Source organism: Prosthecobacter dejongeii (genome assembly GCF_014203045.1).
GTDB lineage: Bacteria > Verrucomicrobiota > Verrucomicrobiia > Verrucomicrobiales > Verrucomicrobiaceae > Prosthecobacter > Prosthecobacter dejongeii.
This window is the reverse complement of the sequence record NZ_JACHIF010000013.1, coordinates 1-21,888: the sequence shown is the minus strand read 5'-3', so window position 1 is coordinate 21,888 and position 21,888 is coordinate 1. Positions and strand designations below refer to the sequence as shown.

The window sequence follows — 21,888 nt, the reverse complement described above, 5'->3', positions numbered from 1 at the left end:
GCGATGCTTAAACTGTCAATACTGACATGGGGGCGTCCTGGTTTCGACGGGTAGTCTGCGGTCGGGGTGGCATGTCGAGGATGATTCGTTGGCCTCGTTAATCTTCGGATCAAACAAATAAAAGCAAACTCTTCTGAGCTCGCTCTTGCGGCCTAAGCACCGCAACATCTTCGAGGCAATGTCTGGTAGCCTCGACGATGACACTACCAGGCTGGCTGGCTGACCGGGCGACCGGGTCGAAAGCGAGATTCAACAGGACGCTGGGTGAAAGGTATTCTGCCAGTTGAAGACCTCTCATCGAGATTAAATAACCGGATAAACATGTAGAAGCTCCAACTTACGGTTATTCGGACAGGGGTTCGATTCCCCTCGCCTCCACCATTTTAGAAAAGCGCCAATTCGCTGAAAGCAGCGGTTGGCGCTTTTTTTATGCCTATTTGGCTGGCAGTGCCCAGGATGGCGTGCCGAACCATTGATGCATCTCTTGGGCAAACGGGGCGGTGACCTCTGCGGGTTCTGGAATGGCTCCTCGATCTCCGGTTTCTGTCATCCAGGTATCGAGTGCAGCGCGAAGTCGGGTCAAGGCTTCGCGATCGGCGGGCTCCTGTGAGGTCAAAAGGTTCTTCACCTCGTGCGGGTCCATCTGGGTGTTGTAGAGCTCTTCACAGGGACCGGTCCGCTGCATGAGTTCCAGTGCCGGTCCAGTGAGTTTCCCCTGTGCATGGAGGCCATGCATCACAGGCATGATGGCAAAACACTTTTCCTTGTAACGGTTCAGGGATGAAAAGGTGGGGCCAGTCGAAAGGGTGCGGATATAGTGATAGCATTCGTCATGCACGGAGCGGATTCGCTGCTGAGTCTCGTCAATGCGGTCGCGGGCGGCAAAGGCAAATGTGCGGGGGGCCTCGGTCTGCTCTCCCAGGAAAACACGCCCCTGCATCAGAAGAGGTTTCGACTGTCCTGCTAATGCAAGGGTGGTGGCCGTCACATCAATCAAGCTGAGAATGCGGTCATCCACGGTTCCCGGTTTGATTTGGTCCGGGGCAGGGAAGTTCTTGGGCCATTTGATGATCATGGGCACTCGCAAACCATTGTCATAGCACCAGTGGATGCCGCGTGGTTCCAGGCGGCCATTGTCGCCGAAGAAGATGATGATCGTATCGTCTTCAAGACCATCGTGTCGCAACTGGGCCAGCACTTTGCCAAAGCGCAGGTCCATGCCGGAGACTGAATTTAAATATCGTGCCCACTCTTGTCGCACTACGGGGTGCTCTGGATAGTATGGCGGCGGTGTGACGGTCTCTGGCTTGGCATGCTGGGCGTGGATGCGCTCCCCCACCCACTCGACCCTGTCTTTTTCGGCGCTCTTGCGATCATAGATGTCGTACTCACTTTCCTCTGCATTCACGACAGCGAAGAAGGGCTGTCGGGTTTTCAGTGTTTCCCACTGGCTGGAGTTTTCATGGTAAATGGGGCCTTCGTTGACGTAGTTGAGGTCCAGTTTGCCCGTGCCCACACTCTCGTTACCCACGGTCTTGATGTTGGCTGTGAAATACCCTCCATCTCGAAGGCGATGCGTCACAGGCCTCACACCTTCAGGCAGCTTGAAGCCATCGGTGCGGTGCGAGCGCATGGGATGTGTATCGGTCGAAGTCTGATACATGCCAACGAAGAAGGCGGAGCGGCTCGGAGCACATGCCGGGTTGGTGGAAAAGACGCGGCTATAGCGCACGCCTTCAGTCGCCAAGCGGTCGAGGTTGGGGGTGTGGACATTTTTTGCGCCATAGCAGCCCAGATCATGGGACAGGTTTTCGCCAATGAGCCAAAGGATGTTAGGCTTGCGGGCGGGCTGTGCCGCTTGTGCGGGCAGAAACGCTAGGGACCCCAAAAACAAAAACAGGAACTTTGTCATGGCGTGTCAGTGGTACGGATTTTCTCCAGTTCTTCGTCGAGGCTTTTCCGCAGTTCGAGAAGTTTGGTCTGGTAGCTCGGATCTGATGCTAAATTGTGCCATTCATGCGGATCCGCCTGGATATCATAAAGCTCTTCTTCGTTGTTATCATAACGAAGGTAACGCCAGTCCCGGGTGGAGAGTGAATGATTGCCAGGATCAAAGGCGGTGACGACAGCTCGGCCCGTGGCTTTTTCCGGTTTCATTAACAAAGGGACCAATGACTGACCCACGATGCTTTTCTTTTCGTTCAGGTGGCAGACTTCGATTAAGCTGGGGTACAGATCCATCAGGCTAACGGGTTCGGCACAGATCTGTCCGTGTGCGGCTTGAAAGTTCGCCGGGGGGACGATGATGAGGGGTATGCGTGTGGATGCCCTCCAGCCTGTCCATTTGCCCCAGTGCTGCTTTTCGCCCAACTGCCAGCCATGATCGCTGAACAGGATGATCCAGGTATTGTCAGCATGAGGGCTGGCCTCCAGTTTTGAAATCAGCCGTCCGATCTGCCGGTCCACATAAGTGATGCAGGCCAGATAGGCTCGCACAGCCTGTTTCCATTGATCATGATCGGCCACCAGCTTGTGGGTGCCTGCGGTGATAGGATCCAGGGCGAATTTCTTTCCCGCCTTACCCAGGTCCTCCAAGTCGTTAGGCCTATGTGCAGGGAGTTCAATGGCTTCAACGGGTGGCAGGGCATCAAAGTCCTGCTGTGGAGCAAAGAGGGGAATGTGAGGCCGATAGTAACCGACACCAAGAAAGAACGGTTTAGCTCTGGGTTCTTCCAATTTCGTCATGGCCCAGTTGGTTACTCGTGTGTCCCCCATCTCTTCGTCATTCACATCAACAGGTCCCCAATCAAACGATTCGCCTTCTTTGCCCGTCGCATTGCGTTCGCTCGGCAGTCCGTTGAGTGGCAGCGCCCAGTCGTGACCGCCGGGGCCGCCCTTGATCACATGCCTCGGGTTTGCGCTGCCTTTGCTGGGCTGTTCCTCATCCGTGTATCGGGCCTGCTCCTGCGTGAAGGGGCTCCAGCGGTTTTCCGTATCGTAGTAGTCATCGAAGAATTCGGGAGACGCTGAGTGGTAAAGTTTGCCTGTACCGAGCGTTTCGTAACCCGAACCAGAGAAGTGCAGCGGCATTTGCAATGACTTGGCTGGGGGCTTGCCCTTGGTCTTCCCCCAGTTGCTGAAAACCCTGGTTTGATCTGGATAACGCCCGCTGAATAGGGCGGTACGGGAGGCCAGGCAAACCGGGGCCGCACAGTGGGCATTGGTAAATAGCACTCCTCGCTCGGCCAGTCGGTCCATGTTAGGTGTCCTCGCTTGAGGATGCCCCTTCATGCAGCCGATCCAGTCATTGAGATCGTCTACCGCGATCAACAGCACATTTGGGTGAGCTCGAGCTTCTTCAGCTAGAACGCTGGAGCTGGGTGCGAAGACCCAGCCGATGTGGATCATGATCATGAACAAGCTGAGAGCCCTGGCAGATTTCATAAGGTGAGTACAAAGGAATAACCAAAGTTGTAAACGACTTACATTTCCCAGCCAGGACGATATTCGCGTGTGACCATGCCATGAGCCGCTTCGTTATTGGCAATCTTCAGCGCCTCGGCATCCCAGACCAAATTCTCTTTCGGAAAGACCGTGGCGATGCAACCCAACAGCACGGCTTCAGTGAGAGGGGCTGCATAGTCAAAATGGGCCGAGGGCCGCGCAGAGCCTCCTTTTAAACAGCAGTCCACGAAATCGAACCAGTGATTCCGCGGCTCCAGTTTTGGATAACGGAAGCCTTTGAACTTTTCACGAGGGTATAGCATTGGCGTGCTGGTGTGTTGGTGGAGGAGCACCCCCTCCGTACCGATGTAGATGCTGCCTTGCTCTGGGAACTTGGAGGGGGACACCAAGGCCATGATCTCGGCGGGCGGCCGCGCATCGCCGTCATACCAAGTGACTTTAACGGTGTCACCTTCTGTGCGGGCGGTGCCTTTGAAGGTGTATTCCACGATGCAGTCTGTGGCCCAGTTTACAGCGTTGGCGGGTGTTGCTCCGATGGATTTGACGGCGATAGGTGCAGCCAGATCCAGGGCGCGGAACCAGCCGCTGAACATGTGGCAGCCCATGTCTCCTAGAGTGCCTGTCCCGAAGTCGCGGCGTTTCCGCCATTCTTTGGGATGGTAATAGCCGTCAATGTAAGGACGGTCCTTGGCAGAGCCTAGCCACAGCTTCCAGTCCAGCTCTCCAGGCACGGGGCTGGCATCGGAAGGAACGGGCTGCATATCGCCCCACTTTTTGTGGGAGAACGTGTGCACTTCCTTCACTTTGCCGATGAGTCCGAGGTGCACCAGTTCTACCGCATGACGTTCCGTAAAGTCTGACGAGGCCTGAATGCCCATCTGGGTCATCACACCTTGCTCGCGGGCTTTCAGCATCATTTTCCGGCATTCATGCAGGGTCTGTGCCAGGGGTTTTTGGCCATAGACATGCTTGCCCATTTCCATGGATCGCAGCCCCATCGGGGCATGCATATGGTCAGGGGTGGAGACATTGACGGAATCAATGCTGTCCCCCTCCTTCTCCAGCATCTCGCGCCAGTCTTGGTAGAGGCGGGCTTTGGGAAACTGCTGCTTCACCTTGGCAAACTGCCGCGTATCGACATCACAGACAGCCGCCAGTTCCAGCATGGGATGGTCAGCTAGGGAAACAATATCCCTCCAGGACATGCCGGCGGCACCGAAGGCGGCGTGGCGAAGCTTCCCGTTAGGCGAGGCAGCGCGAAGCCCCCGGGTGATGAAGGGCCCAGCAAAGAGGCCCGTTCCGGCTGTTTTGAGAAAATGGCGGCGTGACAAGGTGTTGGTGGTGTACATGGAAGGGTGCTAGGCAAGGGATTGCAAAGGTGCGGGTGTTCAGGGTTTGGCTGGGACGATGAAATCTTTGAGGCTCGCCTTTCCACTGCCGATTTTGATGTCGGTGACGTAAACAGTTTTGCTCGTGATGTCGGTCTTTTCAGCCTCGAAGGCTTGCCGCTTGTTATCCGTGTCCGTATGCCATTCGGGGCGGTAGATACCCGTCTTCATGTAGGGGGTGTATTCCACACCGATGCTGCCATATACGTTTGGCCCAGACCTATCGAAAACCAGCTTTCCATCCTTCCAGATCTGCAGGAACCCTTCAGCCCCAGGGGACCATTTAGCATGGATGATCCACGACACCCATTGGCCTCTGCTTACAGTCTCTTCCAGGTGTTCACTGTGGCGGGTGGGGCCTTGTTGCGGAGAGCCGTAGCTTTGATTGATGGACCATCGATCATTGGCGACGTAGATGGCCAAGTTGGGATGTGTGGGCTTCCAGTTGCCGGGAATTCCGTGCCACTGCAGAACGATGTCACTCGCCTTCGAAGGATCAAAAATCCAGTCTTCTGGAATCAGGATGCGTGCAGCATACCAGCGCTCTTGAAACCCCTCCTCGTGAGGCAGTGAAATCTCCGAGCGAAAGGAGTTAGGCGCACGCTTCACGACAAAACGCACGGCTTTGGCCCCTTCCGGCAGATCAGGTGCATCCACCACTTGGATGCGTTCCGGTGACGGCGTGGGGAGGGCGTAGCGGTCATCCTCAGAGATGTTCCAGCGATCAATGGAGTCACTGTGAAAATCATCCTCGAAGATCACCTTCTGGTTAGGCTGAAACACATGATGGGCGCGGATTTTCTTCGGCGAGGGAGTCGCTGAGGAATGATCGAACAGCGTCGTCCACAGCAGCGGTTGCGTGATCGCATTGTTACGTCGGATTTCAAAGTCCGTCGGGTCGGGTTTGAGATCCCGCCACAACTTTAGGTAGTTGTCCTCGTGAAAGGCGATGCCTCCAAACAGCAAGGAAGGCTGCCTCACCGGCCAGCCTTCCCAGGCATTGACATCCGGCTTCAGGGGCCAGGAAGATTTATCTGCCAAGTAAGGATAGAGATAAGCGACAGCCTTCTCCATGCATTTGCCATCTGGAGTGGTGAAGGTCCAGAGGTTGTCAGACTCATTGGACAGCAACTGGCAAAGGCCCGTCATGTTATCCAACTGGAAGATCGAATAGGCATAAGGTTTGGTGCGGCCTAGCTCTAGGGGGAAGCCGCCATCCGTGGCCATCTGCACCGTCACAAAGACCTCCTTGAACTGGCGGCGGCACTCATCCAGCAGTTTCTTGTCCTCGGTGAGTGTGGCAAAAGCGGCGACTTGAAACCAGTAGGCCACCGCATGGTTGTTCTTGGCCTTCGCCTCATTCTTGCCCTTGGAGTTGGAGACAAACCAGGATGTGTAATCCGCGAACCATTGCCTCAGACCATCGAAGATCGCAGGCTCCATCGCCTTGGAAGGCCGGAGCGTCAGCACGGCCAGCGGCACCTCCACTAGATGCAGGCTATCAATGAGCCCAGTTCCGCGATCCGGTGTCGCCTTGCCCACGATGGCCTGCGCGTGATCCAGGCTGGGGTGCATACGTGTTTCTTCATCCAGGAAAAAGACCTTCAGCATCTCTACTGCTTTCTTCGCATAGCGTTCATCCCGCGTCAGTGCAAAGGCTGCAGCCAGAGCGGAGGTCGCATCTCGCATGGCCATCAGGGTTTCGCGGTGTTGGTTGAAGTTCCCTGGATTCGATTGACCATCCCTCATGACGTAAGGTTTGCCGTCCGGTTTCTCAGGATCCGGCCAGTAGTAGTCGCTCATGGAGAAAAACTCGTTAGGCCGCCCTTCGCTGAGGGGCGAGCGGTGCTGGGTGATGCTCACGGGCGCCATCTTTAGTGCCTCCTTTGCGGCTGTGAGGATGCGGGATCGGTCCTGGCGTGCGGTGATCTCCTGTCCTGAGGGTTCGCCCCGGACTGGTAGGATAAAGAGAATGACGAAGGCGACTGAGCAAAGGGTTCTCATAGCGGTTGGGTTGACCGCAAATGTTCTGAACCGCCATTCGGTTGCACAGCTTCTCCAAAAAAATTCGGAGCACTGCAGAGTAGTCGGCGCTGACCTCCGGATCACTCCGCCGTATCTTTGACAACGGAGACTTGCAGGTCCTCAAATGAGAAATCTCCGCCCATGCCATTGGCCACCCGCACACCATCAAAACGCAGGCCCGGATCCGTCACTCCCCGTAGAAGTGGAAGTCCCTGCACCCCCCAGCCACGGTAGATTTCGAAGGCTCCGTTACGCTGTCTGTAACGTAGAGTGAAAGTCTCTTCACTGCCCTGGATGGCTAGGTCATAGGCCCGTCTGGGACTTCCGGGCCGCCAGTAGTTTTTTCCATAGACCAGGAACTCCCACGAGTAGGAGTTCCGTGACTTGTCTCCGAAGAAAAACATTTCGCCGTCACCGTTGAAAAGGCTGATGCCGGCGAATCCTTTGGAATGGAAGAGAGTCATTGGAGAGACGGACCTAAAGCTGACCATGATCACCGCCTTTTCCGTGGGCTCAATGGCGCGTGTAAAACGGCCCATGAGGTGAGTGAAGCTCGACTTCGCCGCAAAGCGTCCTTTGCTGACTTGTGGATCTCCCTTCAGAATTGTCCAAGTGCCTTTCAGGGGTTGCCTATCAGCGAAAGACTGATCGGGCACCGATGCCAGCGATTCCTGGAAGACGATCTCCGGCTTTTCCGTCATGGCTTCTGGGTTGAGCAGAGATGCGCCGCTCACCACTTGGATGGTCTGCTGGTTCGCCTGCCGAACTAGTTTTTCGCCGACCTTTAGACGCTGGACGGGAATTCCATCTTGCCGCTGGCGGACTTCCACCAAGCCTTGCTCCACCTGCACCTGATGGTCACCCTCATTTACGCTGACCGTGAATATTGTTCCCAGATCCACGACTTCCATTTCAGGGAGATCCACGGTGAATCCCTTCGCCGCCAGAGGCACGCGGAACCACCCTGCGCCCTCGTCCAGTTTCAGCCGGTTGGGGCCTGTGATCGCAAAGCGAGAAGGACTTTTTAGCACTGCCTCCACGCCGCTGGGTAGCCGGATGGAGACCGAGCCGTCATTCATGATAACGCCATCGCCAAATTGTAGCCTGCCATCATCCGGGAGGCGGGCCAGTGTGGTATCAAAGACGGAGGCCGCTGAAAACTGGATACTCGGCAGTGGCGTCCTATCTACAAGGCCCGGTCCGCTGCTCTTGTCATAACGCAACAGCAGAGCGAGTGCAGAGATCAGGACTGCCGCTGCGGCCGCCCAGGCCAGACTCTGACGCGGCGCGACTCGCCATTTTGCGACTTTAGGTTTCGCAGGCCAAGCGTGATCCTTCAGCAGCGAGTCCATGCGCATTTTGTCCAGATAGAGAGAGAGGATCGTTGGGTCCTCCTTCATCCATGCTTGCACCTCCTGCGCTTCCTCCGCCGTCAGGCTACCTTCGATCAGTTGATCGAGCGCCCGGTTCAATTTGAAGGGATCTTCTGGAGGATGGGGAGTCATGAATTTCCAAGGCGGCTGTCAATGCAATCACGGAGGGCATCCCTGAGGCGGAACAGGCGGGCTTTGAGCGTGCCTGGCCGTGTGCCCACCTGTTCTGCATATGTCTCCAGGGAGGTGTCGGTTGCATAACGCGCATGCAAAAGGTGACGGTCCTCCGGTTTCAGAAGTTCCAGACACTGGTTGAGGGCCGAGTGATGCCCCTCCATCCGCACGGTCTCTGTTTCCATCCATCGCCGGTCAATCAGCTCCAGCATTTCGTCATCCAGCAATACCACCGGAGATCTTGCCAGTTTGCGGCGCTGATTCATGACCAGGAACTTGGCGATCTGAAAGGCCCAAGCCTTGAAATAAGTGCCTGCAACAAATTGGGAACGTTTTTCCCAAAGCTTAAGCAGGGTTTCCTGAGCCAAATCATCGGCCCCCTCATAACCTGGCATCAAGGACCGCACGTAAAGGCGAACAGATGCAGAGTGGTCTGCCAGCAGTCGCTCAAATTCTCCCGCCGACCCCAAAATCCTGCCTGATTCAGATGGGGGAATGGATGACTCATGGCCCATGCTGGTCGGGTTCAAATGGCTATGAGGGAAACGCGAACGAAAGCTAAAGGGACTCCAGTCCAGACATTTCCATCATGAGCTATCAAAATTCTGCGATTTCGAAGGAATGGAAATTTGACGGTGTGAAATATGCTAGAAAAGACCTTGAGGGAATTTTTTTGTTTGTCCGAAATGCCAGAAAGAAGGAATAACCCTCTTTTTTGTTCTGAGCTCTGGAAGCAGGCCCAAGTTCCTCCTCTTTCGATTGCGAGTTAGAAAGATTACATTTTAGAGGAAGTGGTGTAATTTACATATATTCAAATGCGTCGTTACTAGTTAGATTATTACTTTGATTTTACACTGAAGGTAAATAGAAAATTATTTCTTTATCAAGAAAGGTAACGATGGTGGAAAAGGCAAATATTCACAAACAGTCCAAAATTATGTCTTCTGAACTTGTTGAGAAAATGTCGTCAATATTTGCTGTTGCTAGTGTGATTATGGGAGCTCTGTTGGCTTTTGTAGGTGCAGCGGCTTGGTATTTTGCAGACAGGGATTCTGACAACAAAAAGAAAGCATTAGAGCGTTACCAAACTGAATCTAAAATTCAAATCGCAGAAGCGAATTTAAAAGCGCAGGAGGCTAAAGAACGTGCAGCTTTAGCAGAATTAGAAATGGTCAGATTACAACAAGAAATAAAATGGCGTCTTGTTGGAAACGAGTTTTCTAAAGCTCTCGAGGGTAGGAAAACTGGGGAAGTCCAAATCGTCTATGCTGCTGAACATTCGGAGTCTTATGTGTTTGCTGAGAGTATTTATGGTGAAATAGCTAAGACTGGGTGGTTATTGCGTGAAATGCCAAAGGGGGTGTCTTTAAAAGATGTGAGCCGAACATTTATGATGCAGGAGGCGGGATTGCTTTTCTCCAACTCAATATCTGGCTTGGCAATCACGTTTGCAAGTGATGAACTTCCAGGCAAAATACCTTTCGTGGAAGACACAGCTTCCAATGCACTATTGGCTGCATTTCACGCTTCTGGATATAAACCTTTGATAATTAGTCCTCACGAAGAAATACGCCCCCCAAAAGGGGTTATAAAAATAGTCATTGGTCCTCGCCACTGATGGACCAGATGTCCAAGTTTCCGGTGTCTAATGTGTGTGTGATCTACCAGATACTATTGTATGCATACGCCGTAATCACCAGCGGATCACGGAGCTGGCCCAGGTAAAGCCGCCGCCGAAAGCAACGAGGAGGATGATGTCACCGCGTTTGATTTTGCCTTGGCGATGAGCTTCATCCAGAGCCACCGGGATGGTGGCGGCGCTGGTGTTGCCGTATTGATCCAGGTTCATGAAGGTTTTTTCAGGAGGCACGCCTAGCCGATCGGCGATGGCCGTGATGATGCGGGCATTCGCTTGGTGGGGGATCACCATGGCGATGTCTTCTTTCTTCAAGCCAGCGATTTCCAGGGCTTGCTCGCTGGCCTGGCACATGCGTGTGACGGCATGCTTGAAGGTTTCCCGGCCTTCCATGTGGATGGTGTTCGGGCGGCTGGCCACGTTTTCAGGCGTGATGGGGCAAGCGCTGGCACCTCCAGGGACTTTGAGGAGATCAGTCAGGTTACCATCGCTCCCCATGACGGTGGAAAGGACGCGCCCAGGGGCGTCTTCGCCTTCTTCGGCCCGGCGGATGACGACGGCTCCTGCGCCGTCCCCAAAGAGGACGCAGGTGTTGCGGTCCTGCCAGTTGATGAGGCTGCTGAGTTTTTCTGCGCCGATGACCAGGGCGGTGGTGCGGTTGCCGGTATTGATGAAGTGACGGGCGACTTGCAGGGCGTAAAGGAAGCCGGAGCAGGCCGCGCTGATGTCAAAGCAGACGGCGTTGCTGGCACCGATCTTTTTCTGGACGAAACAAGCGGTGGAGGGGAAGAACATGTCTGGCGTAACTGTGGCCACGACGATGAGATTGATGTCTTCCGGCTGCACGTTCGCAGCGGCCATGGCGCGGCGGGCGGCTTCACTGGCGAGGTCGCTGGTGGCTTGGTCATCTGCAGCGATGCGCCGTGCCCGGATGCCCGTGCGGCTGGTAATCCATTCATCGGAGGTGTCCACAAATTTGGACAGGTCGTCATTGGTCAGGATTTTTTCCGGCATGTAGCTGCCGGTTCCGATGATGCTGGAGGCGCAGAAGGGCTGCGAACTAGGCGTGGGCATGGATGAGAAGATGTTGGGAGATGGCGGCCTCAATGTGAGGATTCACCTGGTGGGAAATGGTGTCGCAAGCCATGCGGATGGCATTTTTCATGGCGTAGGCATTGGCTCCGCCGTGGGCGATGATGGTGATGCCATTGAGACCCAGCAGTGGCATGCCACCGGCCTCATCGGCACTGGTTTTTTTATGGATGCGCTTGAAAGCTGGCTTGGCTAGCAGGCCGCCGATTTTGGTGCGGGTGGAACTGATGATCTCGGTTTTGATCATGCCAAAAAGGGCATGAGCCAGAGCTTCGGAGGTCTTGAGGATGATGTTGCCAGTAAAGCCGTCGCAGACGACGACATCAGGCGGAGTTTCCCAGAGATCATGACCCTCCACGTTACCGATAAAATTGATCCCGGGGGTGGTGCGTAGCAGCTTGGCCGTTTCTTTGCAGAGAGCATTGCCTTTTTCCTCCTCGGTGCCGTTGGACATGAGGCCCACGCGTGGGTTGGGGCGGCCCATGACATGCTTGGCATAGGCGCTGCCCATGAGGGCGTTTTGGACGAGGTGCTCGGGGAGACTGTCGGGATTGGCTCCCGCGTCAATCAGCAGCCAAGTCGTCGTCTGCGAAGGCATGACGGAGGCGATCGCGGGGCGCTCGATATGGGGCAGGGTTCGTAGCTTGATGAGGCTGGCGGTGACGGCGGCCCCGGTGTGGCCGGCGCTGACGACGGCATCGGCAGTTTTTTCCTTCACCAAGTCCACTGCGCGGGCGATGGAGCTGTCCTTTTTCTTGCGCACAGCATCCAGGCCGCTGTCGCTCATGTCCACCACCTGGCTGGCAGGAACGATTTCCAGCTTGGGACTGGCGGGGATGCCTTGCTTGTGCATCTCCTGTTCGATGAGTTCCGGGACGCCCACGAGAAAGATTTTCTCGATCTGCGGCAAGGTTTCCAGGGCTAGCTTCACGCCGCCCATGGGATTCTGCGGGGCGTGGTCGCCACCCATGACATCCAACGCGATTTTCATGCCTCAGGAGCTGTGGTTTTCAAAATTTGGAAAGCCTGAGTGTAAAGCGTGGCTCGGTCAGTTTGCAAATGCGGATTCATTCCAGCATGATGGATGAGGGCGGGAAAGTACAATCGGGAAGGGACCAACACAGGCTTGTGGCGCGAAAAAATCTGCTTGCTCATGATTCTCAAGCAGAATGATGTCTCCCTCTAAACCGCTTCTTGTTTCCCGTTCTGTTCTGGCGAATAGTGCCGCAGTGAGCGAACGCGCCGATGCCACACCCCCTTCTGCTTCCTGGACTCAGGAGGGTGCAGTTGTGACTTTGATTCTGGCGGGTGTGTGGAATCGAGAAGGACCGGAGGCAAAGATCGAAGGGACAACGCCGACTCAGTGGCCCGACCACTTTCAGACTGAAGGATTGAAATCTTTCGACTCAACTCTTCCTGCCTTTCTTCTATCGCTGTTTCGTGAATTTCCTTCGGGCGAAGCTGAAGTAGAACCCCCTTCGCTGGAAGGACTGCCTGATAATCTGCGTGGGCTGATGGAGCTGGCACTGGCTGTGCCGGAGCGGAGCGAGGCTAAGACACGTAGTGCAGCCCCCTCGGAGCTCAAAGCTCTTGGGAAGATCACGCTCGGCATTTGGGCTGGAATCCTCGGCATGGCAGAGTTCGTGGGGGAGTCTTTACTCTCCGTGGGTCGTTTGTTGACCGGGCGGGCTCGCTTTCGCCGCAGTGATCTGTGGATGACGATCCAGGAATGCGGGATTGAGGCTTTACCCATTGTCTCGCTGATCAGTTTTTTGATCGGACTGATCCTTGCTTTTGTGGGCAATGTTCAGCTCACGAATTTCGGTGCGAATATCTTCGTAGCGGATCTGGTGGGCATTGCCATGGTTCGTGAAATGGGGGTGGTGATGACGGGCATCATCATGAGTGGACGCACGGGGGCTGCCTTTGCCGCGCATTTGGGCAGCATGAAGGCAAATGAGGAGATAGATGCCCTACGCACATTTGGCCTGAACCCGTTCGACTTTCTCGTCTTGCCTCGCCTTCTGGCCCTGCTGCTGATGATGCCAGTGCTTACGGTGTATGCCAACATCATTGGTATTCTGGGGGGCATGCTGGTGGGTGCGGTGGTGGGGATACCGCCCGTGCTATACTGGAATGAAACCCTCCTGGCGATCAATCTCACCACCGCTTCTTTGGGGGTGTTAAAAAGCTTTTTCTTTGCGGCGGCGATTGCCATCAGTGGCTGCATGCAGGGCATGAATGCGGGGAATTCCTCGGCTGCTGTCGGGCAGGCTACCACCCGGGCGGTGGTCATTTCCATCACCGCCATCATCATTTTGGATTCCGCCTTTGCCGCCATCTTCACCCTGCTGGAAATCTAACTCATGAGCGTGCCCGCCAAAGAATCGAAAGCCAAGATCTCCATTCGAGATCTGACGATGGCTTATGGTTCCTTTGTGGTGATGAAGGACCTGACCTTTGATATCCAGGATCGAGATATTTTTGTCATCATGGGGGGCAGTGGGTGTGGCAAAAGCACCTTGCTCCGCCATCTCATCGGCCTCAGAGAGCCAGCGAAAGGGAGCGTGTATTATGGAGAAGAAAACTTTACCGAGGCGGAGCCTGAGTCGCGTGAGAAGTTCATTCGTCGTTTTGGCGTGATGTATCAGTCCGGCGCTCTCTGGTCTTCGCTGACCTTGGCGGAAAATATCGCCCTGCCTCTGGGCGAGTTTACTCAAATGTCGCCTAAGGCCGTGCGGGAATTGGTTTCCTATAAACTGGCTTTGGTGGGACTTTCCGGGTATGAGGATTATTACCCCAGCCAAGTCAGTGGTGGGATGAATAAACGTGCAGGCATCGCCCGCGCTATGGCTCTGGACCCAGATATTCTCTTTCTTGATGAGCCGGGGGCAGGGCTGGATCCGCTCAGCTCCCGTCGTTTGGACGATCTCATTTTGCGGTTGCGGGATAGTCTGGGTTCCACGGTCGTCATCGTGACTCATGAGCTCGCCAGCATCTTTGCCATCGCCAACAACAGTGTTTTTCTCGATACTGAAACCAGGACCTTGGGGGCCGTGGGGAACCCATCGGACCTACGAGACCATTCGGAGAATGACAATGTCAGGCGTTTTTTGAATCGAGGAGAAGAAATTGCCGTCAAGAAGGACGCCTAACTAGAAGTTATTTCATGAGCCAGAAAGCCAATCCTACTCTTATCGGTGCCTTCACCTTGGTCGGACTCATCATCGCCGGAGTTGCGGTGGTGTTGTTTGGTGCAGGGAAGTATTTTGAACGTTCGCACAAAATCCTCCTGCACTTCGACAAGAGTGCCATCGGCCTCATGGTCGGCTCGGACGTGCGTTTCGGCGGTGTTCGTATCGGTCGCGTCGCTTCCATCAATGTCATGGTGGATACTGAAAAGAACCGCAAAATCATCCCGGTCGTGGTGGAATTAGGGGAAAAAGATCTGAAAGCCATTGGCACTACCACGGGCGTGGCCATTGATTTCTCCAGGAGGGAAGGGGTGGAACGCGCGGTCGAGCGCGGCCTGCGGGCGGGGATGAAGCAGCAGAGCCTGCTCACTGGCCTGCTCTACATTGAGTTCGACATCGTGCCTGACGAGCCCGGCTTTCTGTATGATGGTCCCACCATTGCGAATTATCCCACGGTGCCGACGATTGCGACCGAGATTGATGAATTGATAGCAGGTGTGGCGGATGGTCTCAAAAAGATCAATGCTCTGGACCTGGATGGCATCGTCAAGGATTTAAGAGATGTTCTAAAATCCGCCGATAAACAGTTGGCCGATCTGAATACCAAGGCTATCAGCGATAGCCTACTCGTCATCACCGAGGACGTAAAAAACTTCACCGGGGATAAAAAGCTGTCTTTGGCTGTGGATAATCTTAACGAAGCCCTGGTTCAGTTTCGAGACCTGAGTGCTAAGGTCAATCAGGGGGTAGATCCTTTGCTCGAAGACTTCTCCAAGGTGGCAGACAAGGCGGCCGAAAGTCTCACTCGAATCGAAGAAGCTGGTGGAGAAATTACTAAAGTGACCAATCCGCGTGGTCCGGTTTTAATGCGTCTTCAGGCAGTGCTTCAAGAAACCGAGCGCGCAGCCCGGGCCATCACGGAACTGGCCAATGACCTGAAACGCAACCCCAACGCCCTGCTCATGGGTAAGGATAACAAAGAATGAAAAACGCTCTTTTGCTCTGCCTGCCGCTCTTGTTGCTGTCATGCAGCACGTTCAAGCCGGTTAAAGATCCGGCTTCGAGGCATCTCCTGGACCCTGCTATACCCTATCGGGCAGGGACGTCTGCACGCCCTGCTTTAGGGATTGCTCGTCCGGCTTTGCCTGCCTATCTGGACCGCCAGCAGTTGGTTGCTCGTGATGGTTCTGGGGCCGTTCGCGTGCAGGACAATCATCTCTGGTCTGAGCCTCTTGCGCCAGCGATTGCTCGGGTGATCGCGGCGAATCTTAGCCGTCTCACCGGTTCCACGGGCATATTGCCTGTGGAGGATTTTGTGACCTTGGAATATACTTCTTTGGTGGAACTCCGAATCGCCCAGTTTGATCCCTCACCCGCCGGTGCTCTGGTGCTGGAGAGCACCTGGAAGGTGCAACCTGTGAAGGGTGGGGATACAGACTTCCGCAGCTTTCGCACCGAAGTGCCGATTGAGCTGACCGTTCCTCCTGTATCGGGTCGCATTGCCGCTATGAATGAAGCCCTGGCCCGGCTTTCTCGAGACATAGCTAAATCCTTGAGGTAGGTCTAGGTCTGCACGGCGCATTCCTGATCGGACTTCAGAGGTTAAGGATCTTCTGAAGTTGGCGGCGTTCTGACTATGCAAAAACTCAACCCCGCCCGGTTTCCCAGGCGGGGTTGGAAAGATGAGCCTCTCAGTCGCTACGATTACTCGCCAGCGGTGATATTCAGCACCTGACGGCCTTTGTAGTAACCGCAAGAAGGGCAGGCCACGTGGCCAGGAACAGAAGTGCCGCACTCAGGGCAGGTCTTGAGGACGGGTGCACGCCAGCGGTTAGCTCCCTGACGGAGGCGTTGGCGGCTCTTGGATTGTCTGCGTTTTGGATTGGCCATGTTCGGAAGGGGTCGCTATTTCAATTGATCGAGGGCATTCCACACTCCGCCGTCAGCGCCAGGCTCTTCGTTCACCAGAGGTTCATCAGTCGGATCGAAGTCGCCTTCAGCAGGACAGTCGCGCGGATCAACGTTGCCGTCTTCACAGCGCGGGAAGTTCGGAAGGGTGAGCAGAATGTCTTCTCTAACGAGGTCTGTCAAGTCCATCGTTGTTTCCTTTTCAATCGGCACTTCGGCCTGGTATTCAGGAAGGTGAATCCTCTGTTGAAAGCGCTGGAGGCAGCGACCGCACTCCAGGCTGAAGGTGGCATCAAGACTGCCTGTGACGATGATGTCTTTGTCATCGCGAAGAAAAGTCAGGTCATAAACCACGGGCGTTTCTGCTTTGACGAGGTCATTTTCTGGCAACTGGAAAAAGCTAGCGGGCAGGCTGCCAGTCACTTGTTTGCCATCCACAGGCAGGTTGCGAATGTCGAAATGGAATGGGTTCATAAGGTTCGAGATGGGAAAAGGTAAAAAGGGGCCTCAAGAGGTCTAGCTTTTCATTTGCCGTGCTTTCAGGGCTGCTACGACATGAGGGGGCACAAATTGATTTACGTTGCCACCTAGCCGAGAGATTTCTTTCACCAGTCGGCTGCTGATGTAAGTCAGCTCTTCGCGGGGCATGAGAAACATGGTTTCTAGATTGGGCTCCAGCTTCCGGTTCATCAGGGCGAGTTGGAATTCAAACTCAAAATCACTTACCGCTCGCAGCCCTCGCACGAGGGCCACGGCTCCCTGCTGTTTGGCAAAGTCCACCAGCAAGCCTTGGAACGGCATCACTTTCAGATTAGGGATGTGTTCCGTGGCACCGATGAGCAATTCTACCCTTTCTTCCACGGTGAAGAGGCTTTGCTTGGCATTGTCCTGGGCTACGGCGACGATGAGTTCATCAAACAAACCCGCCGCGCGTTGCAGCACATCCAAATGGCCATTGGTGATGGGGTCAAAACTTCCAGGGTAGATGGCGCGGCGCATAAAAAAAAGCAGACTGGTTACTCGTTTAGACACCAGGAGAAAAGCGATTGCTCAGGAAAGTTGCAATTCCGCTGGTCGCCCTTAATTCAAGGAGACAGCTCCAACATCCCATGAACGACGATAGCACCACCATTGAGACGCGCGAGGAAGTCATGTTTTTCGACACGGACATCGGCGGTGTGGTTCATAACATCGCCTACTTGCGCATGATCGAGACTGCGAGGACAAGACTCGCGGCAAAATTGGGCATGAAACTGCGTGATATGGCGCAGACACAGGTTTACCCCGTCGTCGTTCGCACGGAGATTGACTACCGTAAACCGGCTACCCTCGGGGATGAACTCGTCATCTCCGGTCGTCTTGAAAGCGTGGAGCGGGTGCGCTTTTGGGTCGCCTTTGAAGTGCGTCGGCTGGGAGAGGAAACCATACTTATTTCTTGTCGGCAGTCTCTGGCGCTCGTCCAGATGCCCCAGGGCAAGCCGATGCGTCTTCCAGAGGACTGGATGGAGAAGTACGCCCACCTTTTTCTGAAAAAGGGAAAGTCATGATTTCGCATTCGGTTTACCCATCTCGTGAAAGTGGGGGAGGCTGAGGAGTGAGCCCACTTCCAGTTTGAAATCGAATTTTTTCCACCCTTCGGTGTGAAAGATGCCTTCGAGTGCATCGTTTCCGCCCCTGTCCTGCCCCCCAGGAACGCAGCGCGAGTTCTCGCGTCTGGCACGCAGTGTATGAAAAAGACTCCCATGAAACCCTCCCTCACTCCTAAAAATCCGGGCTACCGTTTACCTGCGGCGCTGGCAGCTATGGCCTGTGCGCTGGCGGGATTGACCCAGGCGAAAGAGATGTCCCCGGCAGATATTCAAGCCAAAGCGAAGCAGATGGATCAGCTCGTCTTGACCAAGCTTGAAAAGGAAAAAATCCAGCCCACGGCTCCAGTATCGGATGAGGTTTTTGTGCGTCGTATTTATCTGGATATCTCCGGCCGTATCCCGACGCTGAAGGAAACCACAGATTTCTTGGCCGATCAGGCCCCAGATAAACGGGCCAAGCTGATTGATGAACTTCTGGCCTCCGATGGCTACGTGCAAAACTTTACGAATTATTGGAGTGACTTGCTGCGCGTGAAGTCGCAACTCACTATGGGTAACAGTCAACCTGCGGGTGCCGCTTATTCCAACTGGGTGCGTGATTCGCTCAAGGCCAATAAGCCCTATAACAAGATGGTGCAGGAGATGCTGACGGCTAAGGGCAAGACTTATGAAAATGGGGCCGTGGGGTTTTACATTCGCGACTACAACATGCCGCTGGATAACATGGCCGTCACCACGCAGGTCTTCCTCGGCACCAGCATGGTGTGTGCCCAGTGCCATAACCATCCTTTTGATAAGTGGACCCAAATGGACTACTACCAAATGGCCGCTCACAGCAATGGCATGACCGGTAGCAATGGCCTTTCGAATCCTTTGTTAGCCCAGGCTTTTTATGGACGCAGCGCTAAAGGCAAAAAAGCGGCCAAAGGAGACAAGTCCATGGACTCCATGATGATGGGGGGAGAGGCAATGGCTGGACTGGCCCGCAAAGACGTGGGCCGCGCTATGAATGAAATCCTACGCCCGCTGCGCTACAACACCGTGCTGGATGAAACGGATAAAAAGCCTCTGCGCCTGCCCCATGACTACCAGTATGCGGATGCCAAGCCTAAAAGCGTGGTGGAGCCTGTGATACCTGCCGCTTTTTCGAAGGATGGCAAGATCGTCAAAGACGGGCAGAAACCCATCGAGGCTTATGCTTCTTGGGTCGCTTCTAAAGAGAATCCACGTTTCACACTGGTCATCGCCAATCGTCTTTGGAAAAAGGTGATGGGCGTGGGTGTCATCGAGCCGGTGGATGAAATCACTGATTCCAGTGTGCCTAGCAATCCGCAGCTCATGGCCTTTCTGGAAGACACCATGAAGCAGGTGAACTACGACATGAAGGCCTACCTGCGCATCATCTACAACAGCAGCACTTACCAGCGTGCCGCCTATACTAAAGATGTGGAACTGGGTGAAGTGTACCACTTTCCTGGTCCTATCCTTCGCCGCATGAGTGCAGAGCAGATTTGGGACAGCATGGTGGCTTTGTATAAACCTTCCCCAGATACACCGAGCATGACCGCTAGCATTGAGCGTGAATCCACCATCCGCCGCGTGGAGTGGCTGGACCGCGCGCTGAATGCCCTCTCTGCCCAGGAACTCGCTGAAGGCGCTGCTAAAGTAGTCGCTGTGCAGAAACAGCTCGCCGCAGATGTGCGCAAGGCCCAGGAACAGCTCACTGCGGCCAACAAGAAAAAGGATGAGGACGCCATCCGTGCTGCCAAAAAAGTGGTGGCCAATCAGCGCCGGGCCATTGACGAAGCCGCCGAGGAGATCATCTATTCAATGGGCTTCAAAAAGTTTGCACAGCTAGCCCGGGAAGGGAAGCTGAAGGAGCAGGTGGATGATGTGGAGTTTGCCAAAGAAATCACCAGCGTCATTCGCAGCAAAGAAGGTCAAGATCTGGGCATTGATGAAGCCCTCGCCATCATGGCAAAGCAGCAGCGTGCCCGCCTCACCGCCCAGCAGCAGCAGCGCCTGAAACGGGATGCTGAAGCTCTGAAAGTGGACGATAAAAAAGAGCTGACCTCCCTCAAAGCCTGGGAAAACTACCGCGACACTTACATGGTCCGCGCGGCTGATCTGCGCAGCCCAGCCCCCAATGGTCACTTCCTTCGTGAGTTTGGCCAGAGTGACCGTGAGCTGGTGGAAAACAGCAATGACGAAGCCAGCGTGGGCCAGGCTCTCATGCTGCTAAATGGCAAGACCTTCACGCAACTGCTGAACCCTTACACGATGATCTCGCGCGCCCTGCGCCGGGCAGAAACCACTGAGCAGACCGTGGATGCGGTTTATCTCGCGCTCTTCAGCCGTAAGGCTACCCCAGAGGAGCAAGAGCTGCTGAAACCAGTGGTGGAGGGTAAAGGTATGGTGGGTAAAGGCGATGCTCTCTGGGCCGCACTCAACACCCGCCAGTTCTACTTCATCCAGTAGTCGCGCTTTCGGAATTCATGGCGGTGGCTCTTGCGAGTCACCGCTTTTTTTGTGCCCTGGAACCTTGATCGTTTGTTAGCTCTGGACGATGAACATCGTGCTTTGAAACCGCACCTACCCAACCATCCCACCCAGCTTTATCTCATCCGCCACGGTGAAGTGGAGGAGCGTTACCACCGTGTCTTTGGCGGCAGTCGCATTGATATGGAGCTTTCGCCTCTAGGCCACCAGCATGGCGCTGCGTTGGCGAGCTGGCTGGCAGATACCCCATTGGATGCCATTTACGCCAGCCCGATGGTCCGTGTTCAGCAGACACTGGCCCCTCTGGCGGCGGCCAAAGGATTGCAACCCACCCTTGTGCCAGATTTGCGTGAGGTGGACTTTGGTGACTGGACCGGTTATCGCTGGGATGGCATCCAGGAGCATTTTGGCGTGAGTGCCTTTGATTGGCTAGAGATCATCGAAAACCCAGGCATCCCCCAGGGTGAAACGGCAGCAGCACTTGCCCAGCGGGTGCAGCCTGCCTTGCTCAAGATCCTTCAAGAGAATCCCCATCGGCGTGTAGCCATCTTTTGCCATGGCGGCATCATCCGCGTGATCTTGGCCCTGCTGCTGGAGCAGCCCTTGAAATACATGGCTCATTTCAATATTGAGTACGGCAGCCTGAGCATTGTCGAAGTCCAGCCAGAGAAAAAACACGCAGTTGAGATCGAGCTTCTTAACTTTTGCCCACCCATCGCCTGAAGACTTCAGGGCTCTGTCAAATCTCGCCTTTGGCCTTAAAAAAATGAAGCCGATACCTAATCAAAGGTTCCCGGCTTCATTTTTCTAAAATTGTAATGACGGAGCTCGCTACCGTTATTTTTTGATATTCGGGGAGTTGGCACTGGCTGCTGTGATCTTCACATCATCAATTTGAATGCTCCCTTTGCCCATCGTCGGTGTCAGGGTGAAAGTGAACTTCTCATCGGGCGTATTGCGTGAGAACACCCACTTGAGATCCGTCCAATTACCATCGGTGGAGACGGGGCGAACTCCAAAGGTACTTCCACCTCCACGCCGCTGCATGGCAATGCGGAGTCCATTTCCCGTGTAGCCTTCGCTGCGCACCTTGAGGGTGACTTCACACTGGGTGTTTTTGCCCATGTCCACTTCTTGGGTGATCTCGTCTCCGTATCGCTCAGATGCTTTCAGTTCCAAGACTTTGCTGCCTTCCTTGGTGGTGACCACCTTACCGTCACCGCGCCAAAACTGCTTTCCATTTTCAAAATCGCCGTTTTTGAGTTCCAAAGCATCAGCTCCATAAGCAGAGATGGAACTGGCTAGAATAAGGAAAAGAAGCGGGTTTTTCATAAGATTTAAGGAATAGGTGAAACATCGTCTAACAGAATCGTCGTGCTTAACGCAATGCTTAAATGTTTGAAAAGTAGAGAATCTAAAATTTTCCGAGGTGGTATGGCTTTTGAGGACGTTCAACCCGGATGATGCAATAGGCGCGAGGTGTTGTGAGCGAAGGTATTGACGCTGTGTGGGATTGACACCTATGGCATGCTTCACCCTCATGGT

20 protein-coding genes and 1 other RNA gene are annotated in these 21,888 nt (G+C 54.5%); 9 read left to right on the top strand and 12 right to left on the bottom strand.

Annotated elements, in window-relative coordinates; genetic code table 11:
* The first annotated feature begins 28 nt into the window (after positions 1-28).
* Positions 29-381, top strand: a transfer-messenger RNA (tmRNA) gene (gene ssrA, locus HNQ64_RS22425).
* Between the two features lie 52 nt (positions 382-433).
* On the opposite strand, the gene HNQ64_RS22420 is transcribed toward ssrA, so the two are convergent.
* From HNQ64_RS22420 to HNQ64_RS22395, 6 genes are all read right to left on the bottom strand, one after another.
* Complete coding sequence (locus HNQ64_RS22420; RefSeq protein ID WP_184212887.1) at positions 434-1,912, bottom strand: sulfatase family protein; 1,479 nt, start codon at positions 1,910-1,912, stop codon at positions 434-436.
* Positions 1,909-3,444, bottom strand: a complete 1,536-nt coding sequence (locus HNQ64_RS22415; protein WP_184212886.1) for a sulfatase — start codon at positions 3,442-3,444, stop codon at positions 1,909-1,911. The genes HNQ64_RS22420 and HNQ64_RS22415 overlap by 4 nt, the downstream gene beginning before the upstream one ends.
* Positions 3,445-3,482: 38 nt before the next feature.
* On the bottom strand, positions 3,483-4,814 hold the full coding sequence (locus HNQ64_RS22410; RefSeq protein ID WP_184212885.1) for a Gfo/Idh/MocA family protein: 1,332 nt from the start codon (positions 4,812-4,814) through the stop codon (positions 3,483-3,485).
* Positions 4,815-4,853: 39 nt separating this feature from the next.
* Positions 4,854-6,857: an alginate lyase family protein gene (locus HNQ64_RS22405; protein WP_184212884.1), complete on the bottom strand. Its 2,004-nt coding sequence runs from the start codon at positions 6,855-6,857 to the stop codon at positions 4,854-4,856.
* Positions 6,858-6,958: 101 nt separating this feature from the next.
* Positions 6,959-8,383: a FecR domain-containing protein gene (locus tag HNQ64_RS22400; RefSeq protein WP_184212883.1), complete on the bottom strand. Its 1,425-nt coding sequence runs from the start codon at positions 8,381-8,383 to the stop codon at positions 6,959-6,961.
* The gene (locus HNQ64_RS22395; protein WP_408004368.1) at positions 8,380-8,832 is read right to left on the bottom strand and encodes a sigma-70 family RNA polymerase sigma factor; all 453 of its coding nucleotides are present in this window, start codon (positions 8,830-8,832) and stop codon (positions 8,380-8,382) included. Before HNQ64_RS22395 ends, HNQ64_RS22400 begins: the two co-directional genes overlap by 4 nt.
* A gap of 530 nt (positions 8,833-9,362) precedes the next feature.
* On the opposite strand from HNQ64_RS22395, the gene HNQ64_RS22390 reads away from it, so the two are divergent.
* On the top strand, positions 9,363-10,043 hold the full coding sequence (locus HNQ64_RS22390; protein WP_184212881.1) for a hypothetical protein: 681 nt from the start codon (positions 9,363-9,365) through the stop codon (positions 10,041-10,043).
* 75 nt (positions 10,044-10,118) lie between these two features.
* Here the strand turns inward: HNQ64_RS22390 and HNQ64_RS22385 are convergent, their stop codons facing one another.
* On the bottom strand, positions 10,119-11,135 hold the full coding sequence (locus HNQ64_RS22385; protein WP_184212880.1) for a beta-ketoacyl-ACP synthase III: 1,017 nt from the start codon (positions 11,133-11,135) through the stop codon (positions 10,119-10,121).
* Positions 11,122-12,144 (bottom strand): phosphate acyltransferase PlsX, encoded by a 1,023-nt coding sequence (gene plsX / locus HNQ64_RS22380; protein ID WP_184212879.1) that lies wholly within the window; start codon positions 12,142-12,144, stop codon positions 11,122-11,124. The genes HNQ64_RS22385 and plsX overlap by 14 nt, the downstream gene beginning before the upstream one ends.
* 178 nt (positions 12,145-12,322) lie before the next feature.
* On the opposite strand from plsX, the gene HNQ64_RS22375 reads away from it, so the two are divergent.
* The 4 genes from HNQ64_RS22375 to HNQ64_RS22360 are packed head-to-tail and all read left to right on the top strand — an operon-like array spanning position 12,323 to position 15,908.
* Positions 12,323-13,516: an MlaE family ABC transporter permease gene (locus HNQ64_RS22375; RefSeq protein ID WP_184212878.1), complete on the top strand. Its 1,194-nt coding sequence runs from the start codon at positions 12,323-12,325 to the stop codon at positions 13,514-13,516.
* Positions 13,517-13,519: 3 nt separating this feature from the next.
* On the top strand, positions 13,520-14,308 hold the full coding sequence (locus tag HNQ64_RS22370; RefSeq protein ID WP_184212877.1) for an ABC transporter ATP-binding protein: 789 nt from the start codon (positions 13,520-13,522) through the stop codon (positions 14,306-14,308).
* A 14-nt stretch (positions 14,309-14,322) separates the two neighbouring features.
* Positions 14,323-15,333 (top strand): MlaD family protein, encoded by a 1,011-nt coding sequence (locus HNQ64_RS22365; RefSeq protein ID WP_184212876.1) that lies wholly within the window; start codon positions 14,323-14,325, stop codon positions 15,331-15,333.
* Positions 15,330-15,908, top strand: a complete 579-nt coding sequence (locus HNQ64_RS22360; protein ID WP_184212875.1) for a PqiC family protein — start codon at positions 15,330-15,332, stop codon at positions 15,906-15,908. Before HNQ64_RS22365 ends, HNQ64_RS22360 begins: the two co-directional genes overlap by 4 nt.
* A 143-nt stretch (positions 15,909-16,051) precedes the next feature.
* On the opposite strand, the gene rpmF is transcribed toward HNQ64_RS22360, so the two are convergent.
* From rpmF to coaD, 3 genes are read right to left on the bottom strand one after another with little or no spacing between them, the layout of a single operon-like run.
* Entirely contained in the window at positions 16,052-16,237 is a 186-nt protein-coding gene (gene rpmF, locus HNQ64_RS22355; RefSeq protein ID WP_078815962.1) for a 50S ribosomal protein L32, read from the bottom strand.
* A gap of 15 nt (positions 16,238-16,252) precedes the next feature.
* Complete coding sequence (locus tag HNQ64_RS22350) at positions 16,253-16,729, bottom strand: YceD family protein (RefSeq protein WP_184212874.1); 477 nt, start codon at positions 16,727-16,729, stop codon at positions 16,253-16,255.
* Positions 16,730-16,771: 42 nt separating this feature from the next.
* Positions 16,772-17,254 (bottom strand): pantetheine-phosphate adenylyltransferase, encoded by a 483-nt coding sequence (coaD, locus tag HNQ64_RS22345; RefSeq protein WP_184212873.1) that lies wholly within the window; start codon positions 17,252-17,254, stop codon positions 16,772-16,774.
* Positions 17,255-17,364: 110 nt separating this feature from the next.
* Between coaD and HNQ64_RS22340 the strand changes: the two genes are divergently transcribed.
* The 3 genes from HNQ64_RS22340 to HNQ64_RS22330 all read left to right on the top strand — a co-directional run bounded on the left by HNQ64_RS22340 (position 17,365) and on the right by HNQ64_RS22330 (position 21,066).
* Positions 17,365-17,802, top strand: coding sequence for an acyl-CoA thioesterase (locus HNQ64_RS22340; RefSeq protein ID WP_221305537.1), 438 nt, complete (start codon positions 17,365-17,367; stop codon positions 17,800-17,802).
* A gap of 195 nt (positions 17,803-17,997) precedes the next feature.
* A complete protein-coding gene (locus HNQ64_RS22335; protein ID WP_184212872.1) occupies positions 17,998-20,322 on the top strand; it encodes a DUF1549 domain-containing protein in 2,325 nt (774 codons plus the stop codon).
* Positions 20,323-20,373: 51 nt separating this feature from the next.
* Positions 20,374-21,066, top strand: coding sequence for a histidine phosphatase family protein (locus tag HNQ64_RS22330; protein WP_184212871.1), 693 nt, complete (start codon positions 20,374-20,376; stop codon positions 21,064-21,066).
* 114 nt (positions 21,067-21,180) lie between these two features.
* Here HNQ64_RS22330 and HNQ64_RS22325 read toward each other — a convergent pair whose 3' ends face one another.
* Positions 21,181-21,675 carry a hypothetical protein gene (locus HNQ64_RS22325; protein WP_184212870.1) on the bottom strand — a complete coding sequence of 165 codons (495 nt, stop codon included), beginning with the start codon at positions 21,673-21,675 and terminating at the stop codon, positions 21,181-21,183.
* Positions 21,676-21,888 lie beyond the last annotated feature (213 nt).